Origin of the sequence: Massilia sp., assembly GCF_031995545.1 — a bacterium.
Taxonomy (GTDB): domain Bacteria; phylum Pseudomonadota; class Gammaproteobacteria; order Burkholderiales; family Burkholderiaceae_D; genus Telluria.
On sequence record NZ_DAMAGA010000006.1, the window covers coordinates 147332 to 165917 of the forward strand.

Consider the following 18586-nt stretch of genomic DNA (forward strand, 5'->3'; position numbering starts at 1 on the left):
GAATAGCATGTCATGAATGGCCTGCCGCGACAGCCCCATCGCATTCCAAGCCGCTATGGCTGCAGCGGCGTCACCGTCACCTGCACCTCGAGCGCCTGGTTGCCGCCACCCAGCACGATGCCGCGCATCGGCGTGACGTCGCTGAAGTCGCGTCCCCAGCCCAGCGTGATGTGTTCATGCGCCACCAGGCAGCGGTTGGTGGGATCGAAGTCGACCCAGCCCAGCACCGGACAGAACACCGAGACCCAGGCATGCGAGGCGTCGGCGCCGACCAGGCGCGGCTCGCCTTCGGGCGGGTGGGTCAGGATGTAGCCGCTCACGTAGCGCGCCGGCAGGCCGAGGCTGCGCAGGCAGCCGATCATCAGCTGGGCGAAGTCCTGGCACACGCCGCGCCGGCCGCGCAGCACCTGTTCCAGCGGGGTCGCGATGTCGGTCGCGGTGGCGTCGAAGGCGAAGTCGCCGAAGATGCGCTGCGCCAGGTCCAGCGCCGCCTCGAGCTGCGGCCGGCCGGGGGTGAAGCTCGGGCGAGCGTACGCTTCCAGTTCCGGGAACGGGGTCACGTGGGGCGACGCGTACAGGTAGCGGCAGGCTTCCAGCGCCGCTGCGCTTCTGTCCGTGCCCATCATGGCGCGCACGCTTTCCCATGGCAGCGACCCGGCCAGCACCTCCAGCCCGGGGCGCGCGTACAGCGCCACCGTCGATTCGGCGTGCACCAGCAGGCTGTCATGCGGCGCGCTGACCGTCACGTGGCGGGTGGCGTTGCCGAAAAAGTCGACGCCGTCGCGGCTGTCGCTGGCGGCCGGGTCGAGCCAGAGCAGATGCGATTCGGTCTGCTGGTGCGTGAACGAGCGCGGCGTCAGGTGCAGGTATTGCTGCGACAGCGTCACCGTGCTGGCGTAGTTGTAGCGCGTCTCGTGCACCACGCGGTAGCGCGCGCAAGGGCGGACGTTGGTCACAGGATCGTTCGTCAGGCTCATGCGGTGCGATCCCTCTGGCGGCCGGTATCGGTATAGCTGAAGAACTGCACGCTGACCTGCTCCGACACGGCGGCGCTGGCCTGGCCGATCCGGTGCAGCAGGCCGCTCAGCAGCGCGTTGCCATGGCTGAGGTCACGGCCTGGGTCGAGCGCGGCCAGTTCGTGGCGCAGCGGCGCCACCAGCGCGCCGCCGCAGGGGCCCTGGGTTTGCGCGATCTTGTTCAGCGTGCTGAGCAACCCGTTCATCTGGAACAGGATCGAGCGTGGATTGGTCTCGTCGAGCAGCAGCAGATCCAGCACCGGCAGCCATTCGGGCCGCGCGCGGTAGCGGGTGCGGTAGGTGAGGGTGCTGTCGGACAGTTCCAGCAGCCAGTCGAGGTCGCCGTTCTGGTCCATGGCCAGCGCGCGCTGCAGCGCCAGGCTCTGGAACTGCAGCCGTTCCAGGCGCCGCCCGAGCGACATGAAATGCCAGCCGAGGTCGCGCGTCATGCCGTCCAGCGCGAACCCGCCCAGGGTCATCTGGGCCGCGACGGCATCGTCGAGGATGGTCATCACGCCCGACTGCGACGGCCGCTCGCCCGGCGCGGCGGCCGGCTGCGCCATCCGGTTCAGCGCGCGCCAGTGGTCGACCGAGAACCGTTCGTGCAGGTGGCCGGCGGTGCGGTGCAGCTGCTGCTGTTGCCGCGCCAGGCCGGGAACGTCGGACGACACCGCCGCCAGCAGCAGCGCCGACTCGATTTCGGCATCGGTGAAGATGGCCGCGCTCTGGTCCTGTGCGGCCGGCTTGGCGCCCGCATCGAGCAGGCCGCACCAGATGCACAGCGCTTCCACGGTCGGCCATTCGGGGCCGCGCTGGTCGAAGCGCACGTTGAACAGGATGTCGAGCGCGACGCGCAGCAGGCGCGCGGTATTTTCGCAGCGCTCCGAATGGCGCCCGAACCACAGCAGATTTTCCGCCACCCGGCTCGACAGGTTGGCGTCTTCGCGCACCAGGTTGCCGGCCGCGATGCCGGGTTGCTGCAGGCGGTGCGGCGCGGGCCGGGCGCGTGCCTGGACCCAGGTGTCCTTGCTGGCGCCGCCCATCTGCATCGACAGCACGCGTGTGTCGGGACCGGTCGCGACCCGGGTCAGGCCGCCCGGCATGACCACGTAGCCGTTCGGGGTGGCGCAGGCGAACACGCGCAGGCCGATGGCGCGCGCCCGCAGTCCCGGGCTAGGACCATCCTGCCACACCGGCGCCTGCGAGCGCCGCACCACTTCCTGGGCCAGGTAGTCGTTCGGCCGGGCGCGCAGGTCGGCGATCAGGGCCGCGCGCGCTGCGGCGTCGAGGTGACGCCCGAACACCGAGGCCTGGCCCAGCTTCGGCACCGTGGGCTTGATCACCATCCGGTCCAGTTCAGCAATAACCGTGTCGAGCGCGGCCGGCTCGCCGCACCACCAGGTGGCGACCGACGGCATCTTCAACGCTTCGCCCAGCAGGCGCTGGCACAAGGCCTGCAGGTAGCCGAACAGGGCGCCCGACTCGAGCAGGCCGGAACCCAGGCTGTTGGCCACCAGCACATTGCCGCGTTGGGCGGCGTGCGTCAGTCCGGGCACGCCCTGCAGCGAGGCGTCCAGTTCCAGCGGGTCGCAGCAGTCGTCGTCGACACGGCGCAGGACCACGTGCACGCGGTGCAGGCCGGCCAGCGTCTTGAGGTACACCACGCCGTCGCGCACGGTCAGGTCGCCGCCTTCGACCAGCGGCAGGCCGAGATGGCGCGCCAGGTAGGCCTGCTCGTAGTGGCTGCCGGTGCGCTCGCCCGGCGTGAGCAGCACGATCAGCGGCATTTCGCCGTCCGGCAGCGGCGCCGGCGCGTCGCCTTCGGCCGCGCAGCGCCGGCCCCAGTGCAGCAGGCTGTCGCGCATGGTGCCGAAGAACGGGCTCAGCGGCTGCACCTTCAGCTGGCGCAGCAGGTCGGGGAAGGTGGGCGCGATGATGGAACGGTTTTCCAGTGCATAGCCGGCGCCGGACGGGGCCTGGGTACGGTCGGCCATCACCCACCAGCGCCCGTCCGGCCCGCGCATCAGGTCGGCCGCATAGAAGTGCAGGGCGACGTCGTCATGGTGGCGCATGCCGTGGCAGGGGCGCAGGAAGCCGGCGTGGCCGTGCACCAGCGCCGGCGGCAGCAGGCCTTCGGCCAGCAGCTCCTGTTTGCCGTAGACGTCGCCCAGGATCCGGTTCAGCAGGGTAGCGCGCTGGACGACCGCCGCCTCGATCCCGCTCCATTCCTCGTGCGGCAGGATCAGCGGCAGCACGTTCAGGTCCCACGGCCGCTGCCTGCCGTCGGCATCGGCCGGCACGTTGTAGCTGACGCCGTTTTCGCGCACCTGGCGCTGCACCATGTCGAGGCGCTGGCGCATCATGCCGGGCGCTTCGTGCTCCAGGCTGGCCAGCAGCGCGCGCCAGTGCGGGCGTGGCGCGCCGCTCGCGTCCAGCAATTCGTCGAAGCCATCCGGTGCGGCAAGATAGGAAGCGAGCAGGGGATCGGGCATCGAGGATGGTGGATTGATCGACGGGAATGAAACGATAGGTGAAACCGGCTGGCAACGCAAATGTGCATCGCTTGGCGCGGCCTGTTCAATGCAAATTTCAATAGTATTTAGGCATCATTCGTACCCGCAATATAATGGGGAATCGTGCAGGAGCGGACCTGGCACGCATTTTGATCGCACCCATGGCACAGGAGGAAACGATGCCAAATTTTTATAATGAAATGTATTCCACTGTGGACAGCGTGCGCCCTCATTACGACGCCTTCGCCCGGTGGCTGGCCCAGCAGCCCCCCGGCCTGATCGAACAGAAGCGGGCCGAAGCCGAACTCACCTTCCAGCGGGTGGGCATCACCTTTGCCGTGTATGGCGACAACGCCGGCAAGGAGCGCCTGATCCCGTTCGACATCATCCCGCGCGTGATCAATGCCGCCGAATGGGCCAAGCTGCAGGCCGGCCTGGTGCAGCGCGTGACCGCGCTGAATCGCTTCCTGCACGACGTCTATCACGAGCAGAACATCCTGAAGGCCGGTGTCATCCCGAGCGAGCAGATCCTGAACAACGCCCAGTACCGGCCCGCCATGCAGGGCGTCAAGGTGCCATCGGACATCTATGCCCACATCGCCGGGGTCGACATCGTGCGCGCCGGCGAGGGCGAGTTCTACGTCCTGGAAGACAACCTGCGGGTGCCGTCGGGCGTCTCGTACATGCTGGAAAACCGCAAGATGATGATGCGCCTGTTCCCGGCGCTGTTCGCCAGCAACCGGGTGGCGCCGGTCGAGCATTATCCCGACCTGCTGCTCGATAACCTGCGCTCGGTGTCGCCCGAGGCCGGCCGCGAGCCGACCGTGGTCGTGCTCACCCCGGGCATGTACAACTCGGCCTACTTCGAACACGCCTTCCTGGCCCAGCAGATGGGCGTGGCGCTGGTGCAGGGGCAAGACCTGTATGTGTCCGATGACACTGTGTACATGCGTACCACGCGCGGACCGCAGCGCGTCGACGTCATCTACCGCCGCATCGACGACGACTACCTCGACCCGCGCGCCTTCCGCCCCGAATCCACGCTCGGCGTGCCGGGCCTGCTGGGGGCGGTGCGCAAGGGCCGGGTCGGCCTGGCGAACGCGATCGGCACCGGCGTCGCCGACGACAAGTCGATCTACCCGTATGTGCCGGACATGATCGAATTCTACCTGGGCGAAAAGCCGATCCTGAACAACGTGCCGACCTACCAGTGCCGGAAGAAGGAAGACCTTGCGTACACGCTGGCTAACCTGCCGCAACTGGTGGTCAAGGAAGTGCACGGCGCCGGCGGCTACGGCATGCTGGTGGGGCCGGCCTCCACGGGTGCCGAAGTCGAAGCCTTCCGCCAGCGCCTGCTGGCCAATCCTGACGGCTACATCGCTCAGCCCACGCTGGCGCTGTCGGCCTGCCCGACTTTCGTGGACGCCGGCATCGCGCCGCGCCACATCGACCTGCGTCCCTTCGTCCTGTCGGGCAAGACCGTTTCGATGGTGCCGGGCGGGCTGACCCGGGTGGCGCTGCAGGAAGGCTCGCTGGTGGTTAATTCGTCGCAGGGCGGCGGCACCAAAGACACCTGGATATTGGAGAACTAGCATGTTGAGCCGTACCGCAGACCATTTGTTCTGGATGGCGCGCTATACCGAGCGCGCCGAGAACACCGCCCGCATGCTCGACGTGCGGGTCCAGTATTCCTTGATGCCGCAGTCCGCCCAGGCCGAGCAGCAGGGCTGGCGCACCATGCTCGGCGTGTCCGAGCTGGTGCAGCAGTTCGACGCCAAGTACGACGCGCTGACGCAGAAGAACGTGATCGACTTCATGGTGCGCGATCCGGACAACCCGTCGTCGATCGTCAGCTGCCTGCGCGCCGCGCGCGAGAATGCGCGCGCCGTGCGCGGCAACCTGTCGACCGAGGTGTGGGAAACCGAGAACACCACCTGGCTGACGCTGCAGCAGCACCTGGCGTCCCGCCTGTATGAAACCAATCCGGGCCAGTTCCTGGAGTGGGTCAAGTACCGCTCGCACATGTCGCGCGGCGTTACGCTGGGGACCATGTTCCAGGACGAGGCGCTCAACTTCATCCGTCTCGGCACCTTCCTGGAGCGGGCCGACAACACGGCGCGCATCCTCGACGTCAAGTTCCGTTTCCTCGATTCCGACACGGTCCAGGCCGGGGCGCAGGGCGAGTTCTATTACCTGGCCGCGTTGCTGCGCTCAGTGTCGGCGTTCGAGGCGTACCGCAAGGTGTACCGCGACGCGATCACGCCGCCGCGCGTGGCCGCGCTGCTGATCCTGCACCAGAAGATGCCGCGTTCGCTGGTGGCGTGCATGGCCGGCGTGGTGGCCAATTTGCGCGACGTGCGCAACGACTTGTCGGGCGAGACCGAGCGCCTGGCCGAGGAACTGTACGCGATGCTGCAGGGGGCGGCGATCGAGGACATCCTGGAGGAAGGGCTGCACCAGTTCATGACGCGCTTCCTGGCGTCGGTGGATGCGCTGGGTAATGGGATCGGGCGCGACTTCCTGATTCCGGTGGCGCCGCCGCTGGAGGAAGAAGCGCCGCTGCAGACCCAGACGCAGTCGCAAACGCAGACAGGGTCGCAGACCCAGACGCAGACGCGTTGAACGATCGGCGCGCCAGTCGATGGCGCGCCGTACTGTGAAGGTCAATTGAGAGCGGCGCGTATTGCGCCGCTTCGCACATTCATGCGTGTCGGCTTAGGTAGCGCTTCTGACCGACAAGGGCGGTTGATCGAGCTGTGCACGCACCACCTTGTGCACGAATCCCAGCTTCTCCAGCACCGGCGTACTGAGCGTGAACGGATACGAATCCGGCATCCCGATGCTGCGGTTCAGGCTATTGAGCACGTAGGTCAGCGCGAACCAGTCGTGCACGGTGTCGTCGAACGCGTCTTCCCGGGTCGGCAAGGTGATGGCGTCCAGCACCGGCTCGTCGGGCTTGCGCGGCTTGAGTTGCAGCCCGCAGGAATGCGCCGTCTCCAGCGTATCGAGCATGTGCAGGTAGTGGGCCCAGGTTTCGGCCCAGTCTTCCCATGGGTGCGAGCTGGCATAGCTGCTGACGAAGCGCGCCGCCCAGTCTTCGGGCGCGCCGTTGGCGTAGTGGCGCTTCAGGCACTCGCCGTAGTCCTGGCGCTCGTCGCCGAACAGGGTTCTGAACTCGCCGATCCATTCGCTGCCGACCACCAGCCGGTCGAAATAATAGTGTCCGCTTTCGTGGCGGAAGTGTCCGAGCAGGGTGCGGTAGCGCTCGTGCATCTGTTCGCGCGTGCGTTCGCGTTCGGCGGGATCGGCTTCGGCGATGTTCAGGGTGATCAGGCCATTGGCGTGGCCGGTCATCACGGCCTGGTCCGAGACGCCGTCTTCCAGGAACTGGAAGGCCAGGCCGGTTTCCGGCTGCGCTTCTTTCGATGCCGGGGTCAGGTTCAGGGTGGCCAATGAGAACAGCAGGCGGCGCTTGGCCGCTTCCAGGCGTGACCACAGGATGCGGTTCTTTTCCGATGTCAGCGCCGGGATGACGACCGTCAGCTGGCACGATTCGCACAGCTCGTGCGGGTCGTCGGCAGGCAGCATCCAGTTGCAGACGTTGTGCTGCACGTAGTTCGCGCATTGTTTGTACAACTTGCCTTCGTCGGACGGGTTCAGGCTGCGCCACAGCCCGTCCGTGGTCTGCTCGAAGCTGTTGATGCTGCGCGTTGCGGGCTGGTAGCCGAGCGTGCTGCCGCAGTTGAAGCACAGGGTGTTCTCGAAGAAGATCTGGTGCGAGCACTTGTCGCAGTGAAAGGTTTTCATGTCAGTGCCGGGTGAGGAACGGTTGAGCGTGTAAATATTGATAATTTATCAGCTAATCCGAACTCGGCGGGCACGTGTCGGACAATGCCTCATATCGTGTGCGAGCCGTTGCGCTTTACCCGGCACTGCTGGAGAAACCCCGGCATGCAGGTGCTGTTAAAATTTGCGCTCATCGTTCAATGTTCACCTGCCGGAGTACGCAAATCCTACGCTTCTTAATCGCTACAGCGATACGGCTGCCAAGACTGACAGCCGCCATTGCATTGCTCATGCTGGCGGCGCTGGCCGGCGCCATGACCTACACCGGCTTCCTCGTCATCGGGGTATTGGCCGAATACCTCGGCACCGGCCGGTTCCTGGCGGGATTGCTGCTGGGCGTTCTGCTTGCAAGATTCCCCTGGGTACGCGAAGGCAAGCTGCGCATCGTCGGTCTGTTGCCCAAGCCCGTTCGCCGGCCGCTCATCACGGGCCTGATGGCACTGAGCTTGCTGCATTTCCTGGCGCAGGGCGAGTATGTTCCTGCGGCGTTCACAGGTTTTGCCACGGTTTTTCTGCTCACTTTCCCATGGTTGCGTCGGACCGTGTTCGATCGTGTGCGATCGTCGGTATTCCAGTTCGCCGGGCGCAAGCCTGATCCTCGCAACGACGATATGGTGATCGATGGCGAATTCCGGGAGCGGAAAGATTGAGGGGGGGAGCTGCGATCTGAACCAACGGCAGGCTCACTTTTTCTCAGGGTCGTGGCCCCAGTTCATCAGCGAATAGCGCCAATCGCTCGATGCCGGATCGCTCTTGGTCGGCCCCTGTGCCATGTGCCGATGGATGTACCCGACCACCTTGCGCATGTGCGCGATGTCGTCCGCATTCAAGTCCTGTACGTGCCGGTGCAACAGTTCGACGATGCGGCGTCCGGACTGGTGCCCGGTCGATTCGGCATTGCCGCTCTTCTGGCCGACACGTTTGGAATCGTCAGTGTCGAGCCACTTCTCCAGTTGGGCCGGCGTCATATTCACCGCCTGCTTGAACTCCGCGACCGCCTCGCGCTTGGCTGCATCCTCATCGCCGGTACCTGCTTGTTTCGACATGCTTACTCCAATGAACATTAAATTGGCATTGTTGTACGGCAAGCGCGTTTCAACGCATGGACGATCGCCACAATCACTTGGCCTGCGCGTCTGATGTCCGGTAGACCATATCTGCTTTTTAAAGTACCACGAACGCTGTTTTTCCTGGCGCACCAGTAATCGCTTGATGCGAAATGAGCCAGAGATAGTCCGTTGAAGCAAAACGTCACGTAAAACGTCACGCAGAGAACAAAAATGCTGACCTGTGAAGGCCGGCCAAGGCAGGGCCGGCGATTGCCCGTCTTTATAACGTGGATTGCTCGGTATGCTTCAGGCCAAATTTTCCCCGACATAGCCAACTACCCGAAATTAGTCCTCAACTTCCGATCAGTTGCCCAGCTGATGAGTGCCCGTACCTGAAACGTCATAACAGTATTGTGTAATGTTGATGTTGTTTCAACAATGCTGATGAGCTATGATGTCTTCGTGCCTATGCGTACGCAGCGGAAGCGCCAGAGCCCAGAGCAGTACGGGAAGGGATTGTAGTTAGTTGCGTCAAATGTGCCTTCGGGCCTTGTAGCAGCGCGCGTCATCATCAAAGTCAACCTGAGGAGCACTCCGGGACAGACCCACGCTACGTAATAGGTGCCCTTTCGTTGGCATTCACAAATCATACTGACTCCATTCTACTGAACGATGTACCGCAGACACCTGCGTCCGTATCGGTCGTCCCCGAAGAATATAGATGAGTGAAATTGTTCTGAGCGCCGTTGATCGGTCCGCATTTGAGCGAGCGCTTGACCGTTGCAAACAACGGACTGCGCAGTATCAGGCAGAGGCAGGCGTTGCAGAGGTAGCGTTTGGTGCTGCAATTCTGTCATGGGTCGGAGGTGTCGGCATGGTCGTTGGAGTTACCTGCGTGCCCACGCTAGTTATCATCGGAGGAGGCGGGCGATTTTCGGTATCTTCGATTACGTGTTGGGGCACAGGTTGATGCGCTGCTCAACAAACCCAGCGGATTCGGTGACTTGCTGCTGGATGGGGGGAGCTGTCGCGGTAGGCGTAGCATTGATAATTGATGGGGCGTGTCGAGTCGTAAACGATGAACGATGAACGAGTATTGTCATCGGCTTCGAGGCTTAGAGAAAGCTTGATTTGTCTGGTTCCTCCAGTCTCCGAAGTAGTTACCGCCACATGGAAAGGCCTGCAAGATCTCATTAAAGAAGCTGTAAGAAGCTCCTTGGTACACGCGAGTAGTGGTGCAATGGCTTTGGCTGATACCGCAATCGTGATTTCCTTCGCTGCCGGTTCGGTAACAGTATGAGGGTCGAGCGGACTTGGCGCAACTGCTTTATCCCTGGGGCTACTATCCGCGCCTTTCTGGCCTGTTGTTGTTTGCACTGCTGCTGGCCTGACTCTCGGGTTGGCGACATGGAAGGGCGTTCAGCATCTTCGAAATCGCGATCATTCTTTTGGGCATACGTCTGACAAGCCGAAAACGCGTCCTCCTTCTGGTGATTAATCAGCAGCTTAATAAATGCAGTTCGATCGAAATTTTCTTGGCTTACGCGCTTACTAGGCATCGATCTAATGCGCCGCAATCTAAGCTCATGTGGACAAACTTTACCGCTGGTCAAATAAATTAGTAAGCGTACGCTTGGTATGTCAGGCGTGCAGCCAAGGCATATGCCATAAGTAATCTTTAGCCCCCTATTTGATTATCGATCTGCCTTGTGGTGCTGTATGATGCATTGAGCATATCCGACTATACTGATCGTAATTAATTTTCAATGTGTTTAATAATGTTAGCCTCTTAATTTAAAATACAGGATAAAAAATGCAAAGAGGAATCATATCCCCAAATCACGACATACTTTATGATAGTCAATCGGAATCGTTTAGGATGACTTCGGATGTCACACCTGAGCGGCTTCGATACTTCGCTCTATATTGGGATAAGGTTGCGCTTATTGACACCAATAATTTTTACGCTGATCTGTGGGGAGATGCCTATCTTTTACAAAAGGCCGGGATTGTTACAACAAAACGCGGGTCATATACTTTTGCCGAATGCGATTATAGTGATAAATATTGGATATTTAACAAGCATTTTGAAGTTTTATCCAAGATTGCGTCAGAATTAATTGAAAAAAACCCGGGGCAGTGGGCTATTGATCAGAATAGCTTTAGAGATATTGTTCCTGCCGGAATGAAGACAGAGTTGCTGACGGTAGATTTTGAGTTAAATCGATGTCTACCAACGCCCAAGCCTGAACTTCCGATGGAAAAACTGCTCGATTTTAAATTGAGAAGAAAAGATGAACTACATGGTCTTCGGCAAACTATCGATGAGCTATATTTGGAGGTAAGTAAATCACAAGATATTCCACGATCCAAAATTCATCAATTAAGTCGTCTAGAGCAGGCAATCAAGGATCTTGATCAGGTTGCAAAGCAGAGTTGGGGAGAGCGAATTCTGGCAAGCAGAAAAGTATCGCTAGATATTGGATTTGGTTCCATCAAAGACGGATTGATTACTGCGGGGCTGATTGGAGCAAGCTTTAATAGTCCTATCATTGGTGGACTGGCCGGGGCCGGGCATACTATGGTCTCAAGCATGAAATTCGAAGTGAGTGCGACACCCCAGCTAAATTCCTCTATAGGTCGTCAATTAGAGCTATCGTACTTGTCTGCGTTAAAGGGTGAGAAAATAATTTAATATCTATGTCCAGAGTAGCGTATGCGAGACACCAACGAGAACATTTGAATCTACTAATCGGTTTGTATAAATCTCGTCTCGATTAGCGACAAAATTTCTATTTAATGACGGGTTCGAGCCGGGAATAGAGCAGGCACAAGGGATACGAGTCGCAGAAACGACAACGCCCACTTCATGAGTGGGCGTTGCGTGAACGATGTTCTTGGTGGCCCGGGGCGGAATCGAACCACCGACACAAGGATTTTCAATCCTCTGCTCTACCAACTGAGCTACCAGGCCAAGAGGCCGCCATTATAGCAGCGTTTGTGGCGAATACAATCCGCCGGCGAGCGATTTCAGGCTTGCGGCGCGATGCGCTTGGCGTGATCGCGCTCGAGCGCCAGGCGCAGGTCGCGCCGGCCCTTGGCTTCCTCGAAGCGGCGCACCTCGTCCGGAGTCGACGGTTCGAGCGGAGGAATCGGTGCCGGCTTCTTGTCGTCGCCGACCGCCACCATCGTAAAGAAGCAGCTGTTCACATGGCGCACCACCTTGCTGCGGATGTCCTCGGCGATCACCTTGATCCCGATCTCCATCGAGCTGCGGCCGGTGTAGTTCACCGCCGCCAGGAAGGTCACCAGTTCGCCGACGTGGATCGGCTGGCGGAAGGTGACCTGGTCGACGCTCATCGTCACCACATAGCGGCCGGCGTAGCGGCTGGCGCAGGCATAGGCGACCTGGTCGAGCAGTTTCAGGATGGTGCCGCCGTGGACGTTGCCGGAAAAGTTGGCGGTGTCGGGCGTCATCAGCACGGTCATGCTGAGCTGGTGGGAGGGCAGGTTCATGCTTGGCTCGTCAAAAGAAGTTATCGTCATCGATGTTGCCTTAGAACGTGCCATACGGCAAGGTCAGCCGTCCGCCTTCCGTGCTTGTACGCTGTCAAAATTGGCATATCAACATGCAAATAAATTCGTAGGCATCGACTTTTTAATCGGCTAGGCTCGGCATATGAACAGCGAATTCCCCCATCCGGGCGGCTCGGTGCAATGGCACCTGGGGCCCGTCATCGACGCTTTGCGCACCTCGCGCGAGACCACCCATAACATCCGCCACCACGGACGCGTGCGCGAACTGCCGTCGCGCGAAGTCGTGCGCCAGGTCGTGGAAGGCGTCTGCGCGGCCCTGTTCCCGACCCATTACGGACGGCCGGACCTGAACGACGAGAGCATCGACTACTTCGTCGCCGACACCCTCAACGTGGCGCTCGACCGCCTGGCCGAACAGATACGCCGTGCGCTGCGGTTCTCGAACGAGTACGAGCAGGCCGAAGACGCCGCGCTGCTCGAACGGGCGCGCGCCATCACGCGCGACTTCGCCGCCAGCCTGCCGGTGATCCGCGCGCTACTGGTGTCGGACGTGCAGGCCGCGCTGGCGGGCGACCCGGCGGCGACCTCGGTGGCCGAGATCATGCTGTGCTATCCGGGCACGATCGCCATCCTGTACCACCGCATCGCGCACTGCCTGCAGCGCCTCGGCGTGCCGTTCCTGGCGCGGGTGGCGGCCGACATCGGCCATTCGCTGACCGGTATCGACATCCACCCGGGGGCTAGAATAGGCGCCAGCTTCTTCATCGACCACGGTACCGGCGTGGTGATCGGCGAGACCGCGATCCTGGGCGAGCGCGTGCGCCTGTACCAGGCGGTGACGCTGGGCGCCAAGCGCTTCCCGGTGGACGAGAGCGGTGCGCTGGTGAAGGGTACGCCGCGCCACCCGATCGTCGAGGATGACGTCGTCATCTATGCCGGCGCCACCATCCTGGGCCGCATCACGGTGGGCGCCGGATCGACCATCGGCGGCAATGTGTGGCTGACCCAGAGCGTACCGCCGGGCAGCAACGTGTCGCAGGCACAGATGCGCAATACCTGAAGCGGCGCGATCGGATCGCGCACTGCGGGCAAGCGGCTGCCGCGTCCGCGCGGCTTTGCTATGATGGCGCGATGGCACTCCTCCTGGTTCCCGGCTACATGCTCGATGAGACGCTGTGGAACGACATGCACGACCGGCTGGCCCCATTCGGGCCGCTGGCGCATGCCGACCTGCGGCACGATTCCACGCTCGAAGCGATGGCGCGCCGCGCCCTGGCATCGGCGCCTCCCACTTTTATCCTGATCGGCTTTTCGCTGGGCGGCTACGTGGCGCGCGAGATCGTGCGCCAGGCGCCCGAGCGCGTGCGCGCGCTGGTCTTGATCGCCACCTCGACCCGTCCCGATTCGCCGGCGCTCAGGCAGAGCAAGGGCGCAGTGGCCAAGGCCGCGCCGTCGGTGTCGTTCTCGGGCCTGAGCCGCACCGCGATCGCCAGTTCGCTGCATCCGCGCGAGCGCAACAACGCAGAGATGATCGAGCGCGTGCGCATGATGGGCGTGCGGCTCGGCGGCGAGACGTTCCGGCGCCAGTCGATGCTCGAGCGCCCGGGCGACTTGCATTTGCTGGATCAGATCCGCTGCCCGACGCTGGTGGTGGCGGCCGGGCATGACCGGCTGCGCAGCCTGGAAGAGTCACAGGAGCTGCATGCGGGGATCGCGGGTTCCGAGTGCGCCGTGGTGGAGGACAGCGGGCACATGATTCCACTCGAGGCGCCGCAGGCGCTGCTCGACGTGGTCGTGCCGTGGATCGAGCGCGTTGGCGGTACCGGCGGCGCGTTGGACGCCTGACGGCGCGCGTCGATTACTTTGCGGCGGCAGTCATGGTCGACGTGCGTGCTGCGCCGAAGACGTCGCACCAGTTGTCGAGGCCACGAATCGCTTCTTCCTTGAGCTTGGCCTCGATCTCGATCCACGGCGCGTTCAGGTACGAGGATGGCATGATCGCGATCAGGTCCGAGTGCTGGCGGTCATTGAAGCTTTCGCGGCCGTTCGAGATGTGCACCACCTGGTGCTCCGGATCGGGCCAGGTGGCGCGTGCCTTGGCCAGCATTTCGGCCACGCTCGGATGCTCGTAGCTGTCCAGCTTTTCGTGCACGATGTGGTGGTGCGCGTCGAACACCATCGGCACGCCGGCGCGCACGCACACCGCGTGGATTTCTTCGGCGCTGTAGGCGTATTCATCATTTTCCAGGCACAGGCGCGAGCGTATCGCTTCCGGCAATTGCTTGATGCGCTCGACCAGCGCGTCTTCGCGGTCGGACTTGCCGCCGTGGATTTCCAGCAGTGCCCACGGCGAGCGCGGCTGGTCGAGCAGGTCCATGATGTCGGCGTGCATCTGCAGAATCTTGATGCTGTTGGCGACCACGCCTTCCGAATCCGAACTGAGCACCACGAACTGGTCGGGGTGCATCACCAGCCGGATGCCGCGTTCGGTGGCGCGCCGTCCCGAGCGGCCCAGCGTTTCCTTGAACTGCTGCAGCACCGCCAGGCCGAACGGCTCGTCCGAAAACGGGAAGATCGAGGATGGCAGGCGGTACAGCGAAATCTTTTCGCGTTCGCAATAGCGCAGGGCAGTGTCCAGGGTCTGGATGTTGTCGCGATAGATGTCTTCCAGCAGACGGCGCTGGCCGTCTTCCGAATGTTCGAGCAGGCGCTTGCGCGTGAGCGCGCGGTAGCGGACGTCCTTGGACGTTGTGATACAGACGAGGCCGAGTCGTGGTTGCATGATCGATGTTCCGCAAAGCTGGTGATTCCAGTCTAGCCCAAGCGGGTTTTTGCAGAGGCACGAAAGGCGCGTCCGTGTGTGGCGACGTTCGGCAGAATGGCCGTTTCACCAGGCGCGGCGCGCGGTCGGCCGGGCGTCGCCGGAATGGCTAGCGCGGCGTGCCGAAGACCTGCGTCCAGTAGATGATGCCGTTCTGACGCTCGGGCGTGACGCCATAGGCGGCGCCCATCTCGGTGAAGCCGCCGTTCATGATGTTGGTGCAGTGGTCGGGGCTGTCGAGCCAGCCCGCCACGGCCTCCTGCGGCGTGCGCTGGCCAAAGGCGATGTTCTCGCCGACGCGGCGCCAGCTGTAGCCGGCGCGCGTGGCGCGCTGCGCTGCGTGGCTGCCATCCTTGGCGCGGTGATCGAAGTAACGCTGCGTGGCCATGTCGCGGCTGTGGGCCAGCGCGGCCTCGCCGAGCGCATCGTTCCAACGCAGCGGCGGCACGGCGGCAAACGCCCGCTCGCCGCACATGCGGGCGCTGGCGCGCGCCACATTGACCTGTTCCAGGATCAGTTGGCCGGCATCGCGCCAGTCGGGGTAGGTGGTCGACGGCAGTGGCGCGGCGGGACGGGCCAGCACGACGGTCCAGGTCGCGCCCTCGTGGTAGCTGCCGACCGCGGAAAAGCGCGGGTTCAGCAAGGCCGAGCAGTATTTTTGCTGCAACACGTCCATCGCGGCCCGCGCATTGTCGGGGCCGGTGACGTAGACCGCCTGCGCGCTCTCGACGGCATAGCCGGCGCGCTCCAGGGCCGATTCGATGAAGGTGCCGGCGCCGATGCGCAGCTGCGCCAGCGCCGGGTGCGTGTCCAGCGCGGCTGCCGGTGCCATCGGCTGGCCGTTGCATGCGCCGGGATTGGCGCGATAGGCGTTGACCAGCGGTGCCAGCAGGTCAGCTGGCGGGGCTGGTTGCTGCTGGGCGTGCGCCGCCGGCAATAGCAGCAGGCTTGCCGCACAGACGTATGCCGCGGGCGCCAGCAGGGCCGTGGCGAAAGGGGGCACACGAAACGTTTTCGGAATGGACGGGCCAGGCATGGATATCGTCGACAGGCAGTGATGCATCGTCGCCACACGAGCGGCGCGATGGTGTATGTAAAGCAAGCGCCAATCAGGAGGCCGGCGCTGCTGTTACCGCTGTCGACGAAGGTGGGGACGGCTGGTGTGATTTCCAGCCCTCATGTTTCCTGAATGCGAGCGGGAGCGCCCGGCTTGCCTATTGCCCGGCCTGCGTCTGCGGCGTGCGCACCAGTTTCGAGACGTCCAGGCCCTGGCTGCCCAAGCGCGCCAGCAGCGCGTCGTAGGCGGCAGGATCGACCTGCGGCGTGCGCGACAGGATCCACAGGAATTCGCGCTTGGGTTCGCTCACGGCCGACAACTGGTATTGCTCGTCCAGGTCGATCACCCAGTAGTCGCCCCATACCATCGGGATAAACGACAGGAACGCCGGGGCGAAGCGCACCTTCAGCTTGGGCGAATTTGCCGCGCCGATCTGGCGCGCCACACCTTCGGCCGCATCGGTCTTCCCGTCGGCGGTGCGGCAGCGGTTGACCACATCGACCCGGCCATCGTCGCGCAAGGTATAGCTGGCACTGGTGTCGCCGACGCATTTCTTCTGGAAATCGTTGGGGAATTTCGCGATCTCGTACCAGGTACCCATATAGCGCGGCACCGACAGCGCGGAGATCGGTTGCAGCGGCTTGGCGGCGTCGGCCCCCAAGGCCGGCCCGCAGCACAGGCCGGCCAGGAGCAGAGCGGACAAGGACTTGGCATTCATCGGAACCTCGTTGGCAGTGGCGGGGTTCCAGCTTAGCGATGACGGCGTTGTCCTGTCGCATGGTTGGTGTAATTTGTCCATGTCTGCGCGTGCCTGCTCATGCCTCGTCGTTTGCCATCAACAGCCTGCATTCCACGCATGATGAGGGCAGCGCAGCATCACAGTGATGACAGTGCGGGGCCGCCCGGCTTGCCGAGCCAGGTATTTGCAAATTGTTTCTCTGCGGCGCTGAGCGCAGTTTTGTCGCCACGCACGCGGTACACCTCCATCAGGCCGCGCAGCGCCCAGCCGTTGCTCGGCGTGCGCGCCAGCGAGTCGCGGAACACTTTTTCGGCCGCGGCGCTCTGGCCCGAGCGCAGCAGGGCGACGCCGAGCGACTGGCGCACCGGGTAATACCAGTAGGGCGGCTCCATATAGGGCAGGGAATCCTGTATCACGATCGCTTCGCGGTAGGCAGCAATGGCGCCGCGCAGGTTGCCTTGGGAATCGGCCAGGCGTGCCCGCGCTACCGCACCTGCGGTGCGCACGATCTCGGGGCCAGGAATCTTCCAGTCGGTGACGGCCTTGAAGTCGGCCGTCTTTTCGATGCGCGCCAGCGCCGCGATCTCGCGGTTGGCGGCATCCGGCATGTTCTTGCGCACGTAGCCGATGGCGCGCGCGTAGTGCCACATCGCCTGCACCAGCACGAAGTCGGGGCCGGGGTCGGGCAGGGCGAGCAGCGTGTCGGCATCGCTGAACTGGACGTGGGCGAAATACGGCGCCGACTTGACCGGCTGCAGCGCGCCGATGGCGCCCAGCAGCTCGGGCGTGATCACCTTGTCGAGCTTGGCCGCGGCGTCGAGCGTGAGACCGCCGTCGCCGCCCATCAGCGCCGACACCAGCACGAAGTGGATGTTGTGCGGATAGTAGGCGCCGCGGTACACCGGGTCGCTGGCGGCGTTGGCGAAGTAGCGTTCGTCGGTCGCCACCGCCTCGACATTGGCGCGCAGCGCTTCGCGGTAATGGCCGAGCCGGTAGTAGATGTGCGAGGGCATGTGCACGATATGGCCGGCGCCCGGGATCTGCTGCGCCAGCACGCGCGCCGCCGGCAGCGCCTTGTCGGGCTGGGCCGAGGCTTCCATCGCGTGGATGTAGTAATGGGCTGCGCCCGGATGGGTGGGGTTGCGCGCCAGCACGCGTTCGAGCGCGGCGATCATCTCGGGCCGCTTGGGCTTGGCGCCGCCGGGGCTCCAGTAGTCCCATGGGGCCAGGTCCATCAGTGCTTCGGCGTATAGCACCTGGATGGTGTCGTGGGTGGGGAAGTCGCGCGCGACCTGGGCCATGGCGTCGGCATAGGCCTGGTCGAGCGCCGCGCGGTCGGCCTTGGGATCGGCGCTGTAGCGGCGCGCCACGGCGCGGATCACGGCCTGTTCTTCGGGCCTGGTGCGCGGCGCCAGGCGTTGCGCTTCGGCGGCGGCGGCCACGGCCGGGGCAACGGCTTCGGGGAACATCGGGGCGTTGATGTTCGGCCCCAGCACTAGCGCTTCGCCCCAGAAGCACATGGCGCAGGACGGATCGATGTCTTGCGCGGCGCGGAAAGCGCGCGCGGCTTCGGCATGGTTGAAGGCGTAGGTCAGGCGCAGGCCCTGGTCGAAATAGGCTTGCGCGCGCGGGTTCCTGGTGGTGATGGGGATGTGCAGCGTGCCGAGGTTGTCGTACAGCGGCGGCGGCTCGGCACGGCCCGGCTTGCCAGGTTGCCTGGCCGGCGCCTGTCCCGGTGTGAACGGGCGGGTTTCGGTCTGGGCCTGGGCCAGCACCAGGTGGCCCAGCAGCGGCGGCACGCCGGGGCGGGCCGGGGCGCAGGTGGCGCCGGCGAACAGGGGATCGAAACCGTTCGTTGCCGTGGCGCGTTCGGGCCGCAGCGCGGGCATGGCGGTCGGCGCCGCGGCCGACAGGACGGCGGCGAAGGCGGCCACGAGTGCCGCAAGGAGGATGGCAACGACAGGGATGGCAAGGCGCGCTTTCATGATGTCTCCCCCAGGCGGCGCAA

General features: G+C 63.5%; 15 protein-coding genes and 1 tRNA gene. 6 read left to right on the forward strand and 10 right to left on the reverse strand.

The annotated features are described in order from the left end of the window. Window positions 1-53: 53 nt before the first annotated feature. Window positions 54-977: a transglutaminase family protein gene (locus RTQ83_RS07125; protein WP_312512633.1), complete on the reverse strand. Its 924-nt coding sequence runs from the start codon at window positions 975-977 to the stop codon at window positions 54-56. Continuing rightward, a complete protein-coding gene (locus RTQ83_RS07130) occupies window positions 974-3508 on the reverse strand; it encodes a circularly permuted type 2 ATP-grasp protein (protein ID WP_312512635.1) in 2535 nt (844 codons plus the stop codon). The genes RTQ83_RS07125 and RTQ83_RS07130 overlap by 4 nt, the downstream gene beginning before the upstream one ends. Before the next feature lie 200 nt (window positions 3509-3708). Here RTQ83_RS07130 and RTQ83_RS07135 point away from each other — a divergent pair, with 200 nt between their 5' ends. After that, window positions 3709-5121 (forward strand): circularly permuted type 2 ATP-grasp protein, encoded by a 1413-nt coding sequence (locus RTQ83_RS07135; protein ID WP_312512637.1) that lies wholly within the window; start codon window positions 3709-3711, stop codon window positions 5119-5121. Window position 5122: 1 nt separating this feature from the next. After that, entirely contained in the window at window positions 5123-6151 is a 1029-nt protein-coding gene (locus RTQ83_RS07140; protein ID WP_312512639.1) for an alpha-E domain-containing protein, read from the forward strand. A gap of 93 nt (window positions 6152-6244) precedes the next feature. Here the strand turns inward: RTQ83_RS07140 and RTQ83_RS07145 are convergent, their stop codons facing one another. Continuing rightward, entirely contained in the window at window positions 6245-7336 is a 1092-nt protein-coding gene (locus RTQ83_RS07145) for a putative zinc-binding peptidase (protein ID WP_312512641.1), read from the reverse strand. A gap of 269 nt (window positions 7337-7605) precedes the next feature. Between RTQ83_RS07145 and RTQ83_RS07150 the strand changes: the two genes are divergently transcribed. Next, window positions 7606-8025, forward strand: a complete 420-nt coding sequence (locus tag RTQ83_RS07150) for a hypothetical protein (protein WP_312512643.1) — start codon at window positions 7606-7608, stop codon at window positions 8023-8025. 33 nt (window positions 8026-8058) lie between these two features. Here RTQ83_RS07150 and RTQ83_RS07155 read toward each other — a convergent pair whose 3' ends face one another. Continuing rightward, window positions 8059-8421 (reverse strand): DUF3140 domain-containing protein, encoded by a 363-nt coding sequence (locus RTQ83_RS07155; protein WP_312512645.1) that lies wholly within the window; start codon window positions 8419-8421, stop codon window positions 8059-8061. 1882 nt (window positions 8422-10303) lie between these two features. On the opposite strand from RTQ83_RS07155, the gene RTQ83_RS07160 reads away from it, so the two are divergent. Further along, window positions 10304-11119, forward strand: coding sequence for a DUF6236 family protein (locus RTQ83_RS07160; RefSeq protein WP_312512647.1), 816 nt, complete (start codon window positions 10304-10306; stop codon window positions 11117-11119). Between the two features lie 203 nt (window positions 11120-11322). On the opposite strand, the gene RTQ83_RS07165 is transcribed toward RTQ83_RS07160, so the two are convergent. Together RTQ83_RS07165 and RTQ83_RS07170 are read right to left on the reverse strand one after the other, a co-directional pair. Further along, window positions 11323-11398: transfer RNA gene (locus RTQ83_RS07165), tRNA-Phe, on the reverse strand. A 56-nt stretch (window positions 11399-11454) separates the two neighbouring features. Continuing rightward, window positions 11455-11940 (reverse strand): acyl-CoA thioesterase, encoded by a 486-nt coding sequence (locus tag RTQ83_RS07170; protein ID WP_312512649.1) that lies wholly within the window; start codon window positions 11938-11940, stop codon window positions 11455-11457. 163 nt (window positions 11941-12103) lie between these two features. On the opposite strand from RTQ83_RS07170, the gene epsC reads away from it, so the two are divergent. Both epsC and RTQ83_RS07180 read left to right on the forward strand, forming a co-directional pair. Continuing rightward, the gene (gene epsC / locus RTQ83_RS07175; RefSeq protein WP_312512651.1) at window positions 12104-13021 is read left to right on the forward strand and encodes a serine O-acetyltransferase EpsC; all 918 of its coding nucleotides are present in this window, start codon (window positions 12104-12106) and stop codon (window positions 13019-13021) included. Between the two features lie 71 nt (window positions 13022-13092). Continuing rightward, window positions 13093-13806, forward strand: a complete 714-nt coding sequence (locus RTQ83_RS07180) for an alpha/beta hydrolase (RefSeq protein ID WP_312512654.1) — start codon at window positions 13093-13095, stop codon at window positions 13804-13806. 13 nt (window positions 13807-13819) lie between these two features. Here the strand turns inward: RTQ83_RS07180 and uvsE are convergent, their stop codons facing one another. The 4 genes from uvsE to RTQ83_RS07200 all read right to left on the reverse strand — a co-directional run bounded on the left by uvsE (window position 13820) and on the right by RTQ83_RS07200 (window position 18563). Continuing rightward, window positions 13820-14743: a UV DNA damage repair endonuclease UvsE gene (uvsE, locus tag RTQ83_RS07185; protein ID WP_312512657.1), complete on the reverse strand. Its 924-nt coding sequence runs from the start codon at window positions 14741-14743 to the stop codon at window positions 13820-13822. 148 nt (window positions 14744-14891) lie between these two features. After that, window positions 14892-15785 (reverse strand): CAP domain-containing protein, encoded by an 894-nt coding sequence (locus RTQ83_RS07190; RefSeq protein WP_312512658.1) that lies wholly within the window; start codon window positions 15783-15785, stop codon window positions 14892-14894. 211 nt (window positions 15786-15996) lie between these two features. Further along, window positions 15997-16557 carry a lipocalin family protein gene (locus RTQ83_RS07195; protein WP_312512659.1) on the reverse strand — a complete coding sequence of 187 codons (561 nt, stop codon included), beginning with the start codon at window positions 16555-16557 and terminating at the stop codon, window positions 15997-15999. A 158-nt stretch (window positions 16558-16715) separates the two neighbouring features. Next, window positions 16716-18563, reverse strand: a complete 1848-nt coding sequence (locus tag RTQ83_RS07200; RefSeq protein ID WP_312512661.1) for a hypothetical protein — start codon at window positions 18561-18563, stop codon at window positions 16716-16718. Window positions 18564-18586 lie beyond the last annotated feature (23 nt).

Coding starts and splice junctions, on each gene's coding strand:
- RTQ83_RS07125 (WP_312512633.1), bottom strand. CDS start 977: ATGAGCCTGACGAACGATCCTGTGACCAACGTCCGCCCTTGCGCGCGC.
- RTQ83_RS07130 (WP_312512635.1), bottom strand. CDS start 3,508: ATGCCCGATCCCCTGCTCGCTTCCTATCTTGCCGCACCGGATGGCTTC.
- RTQ83_RS07135 (WP_312512637.1), top strand. CDS start 3,709: ATGCCAAATTTTTATAATGAAATGTATTCCACTGTGGACAGCGTGCGC.
- RTQ83_RS07140 (WP_312512639.1), top strand. CDS start 5,123: ATGTTGAGCCGTACCGCAGACCATTTGTTCTGGATGGCGCGCTATACC.
- RTQ83_RS07145 (WP_312512641.1), bottom strand. CDS start 7,336: ATGAAAACCTTTCACTGCGACAAGTGCTCGCACCAGATCTTCTTCGAG.
- RTQ83_RS07150 (WP_312512643.1), top strand. CDS start 7,606: ATGCTGGCGGCGCTGGCCGGCGCCATGACCTACACCGGCTTCCTCGTC.
- RTQ83_RS07155 (WP_312512645.1), bottom strand. CDS start 8,421: ATGTCGAAACAAGCAGGTACCGGCGATGAGGATGCAGCCAAGCGCGAG.
- RTQ83_RS07160 (WP_312512647.1), top strand. CDS start 10,304: ATGACTTCGGATGTCACACCTGAGCGGCTTCGATACTTCGCTCTATAT.
- RTQ83_RS07170 (WP_312512649.1), bottom strand. CDS start 11,940: ATGAACCTGCCCTCCCACCAGCTCAGCATGACCGTGCTGATGACGCCC.
- epsC (WP_312512651.1), top strand. CDS start 12,104: ATGAACAGCGAATTCCCCCATCCGGGCGGCTCGGTGCAATGGCACCTG.
- RTQ83_RS07180 (WP_312512654.1), top strand. CDS start 13,093: ATGGCACTCCTCCTGGTTCCCGGCTACATGCTCGATGAGACGCTGTGG.
- uvsE (WP_312512657.1), bottom strand. CDS start 14,743: ATGCAACCACGACTCGGCCTCGTCTGTATCACAACGTCCAAGGACGTC.
- RTQ83_RS07195 (WP_312512659.1), bottom strand. CDS start 16,557: ATGAATGCCAAGTCCTTGTCCGCTCTGCTCCTGGCCGGCCTGTGCTGC.
- RTQ83_RS07200 (WP_312512661.1), bottom strand. CDS start 18,563: ATGAAAGCGCGCCTTGCCATCCCTGTCGTTGCCATCCTCCTTGCGGCA.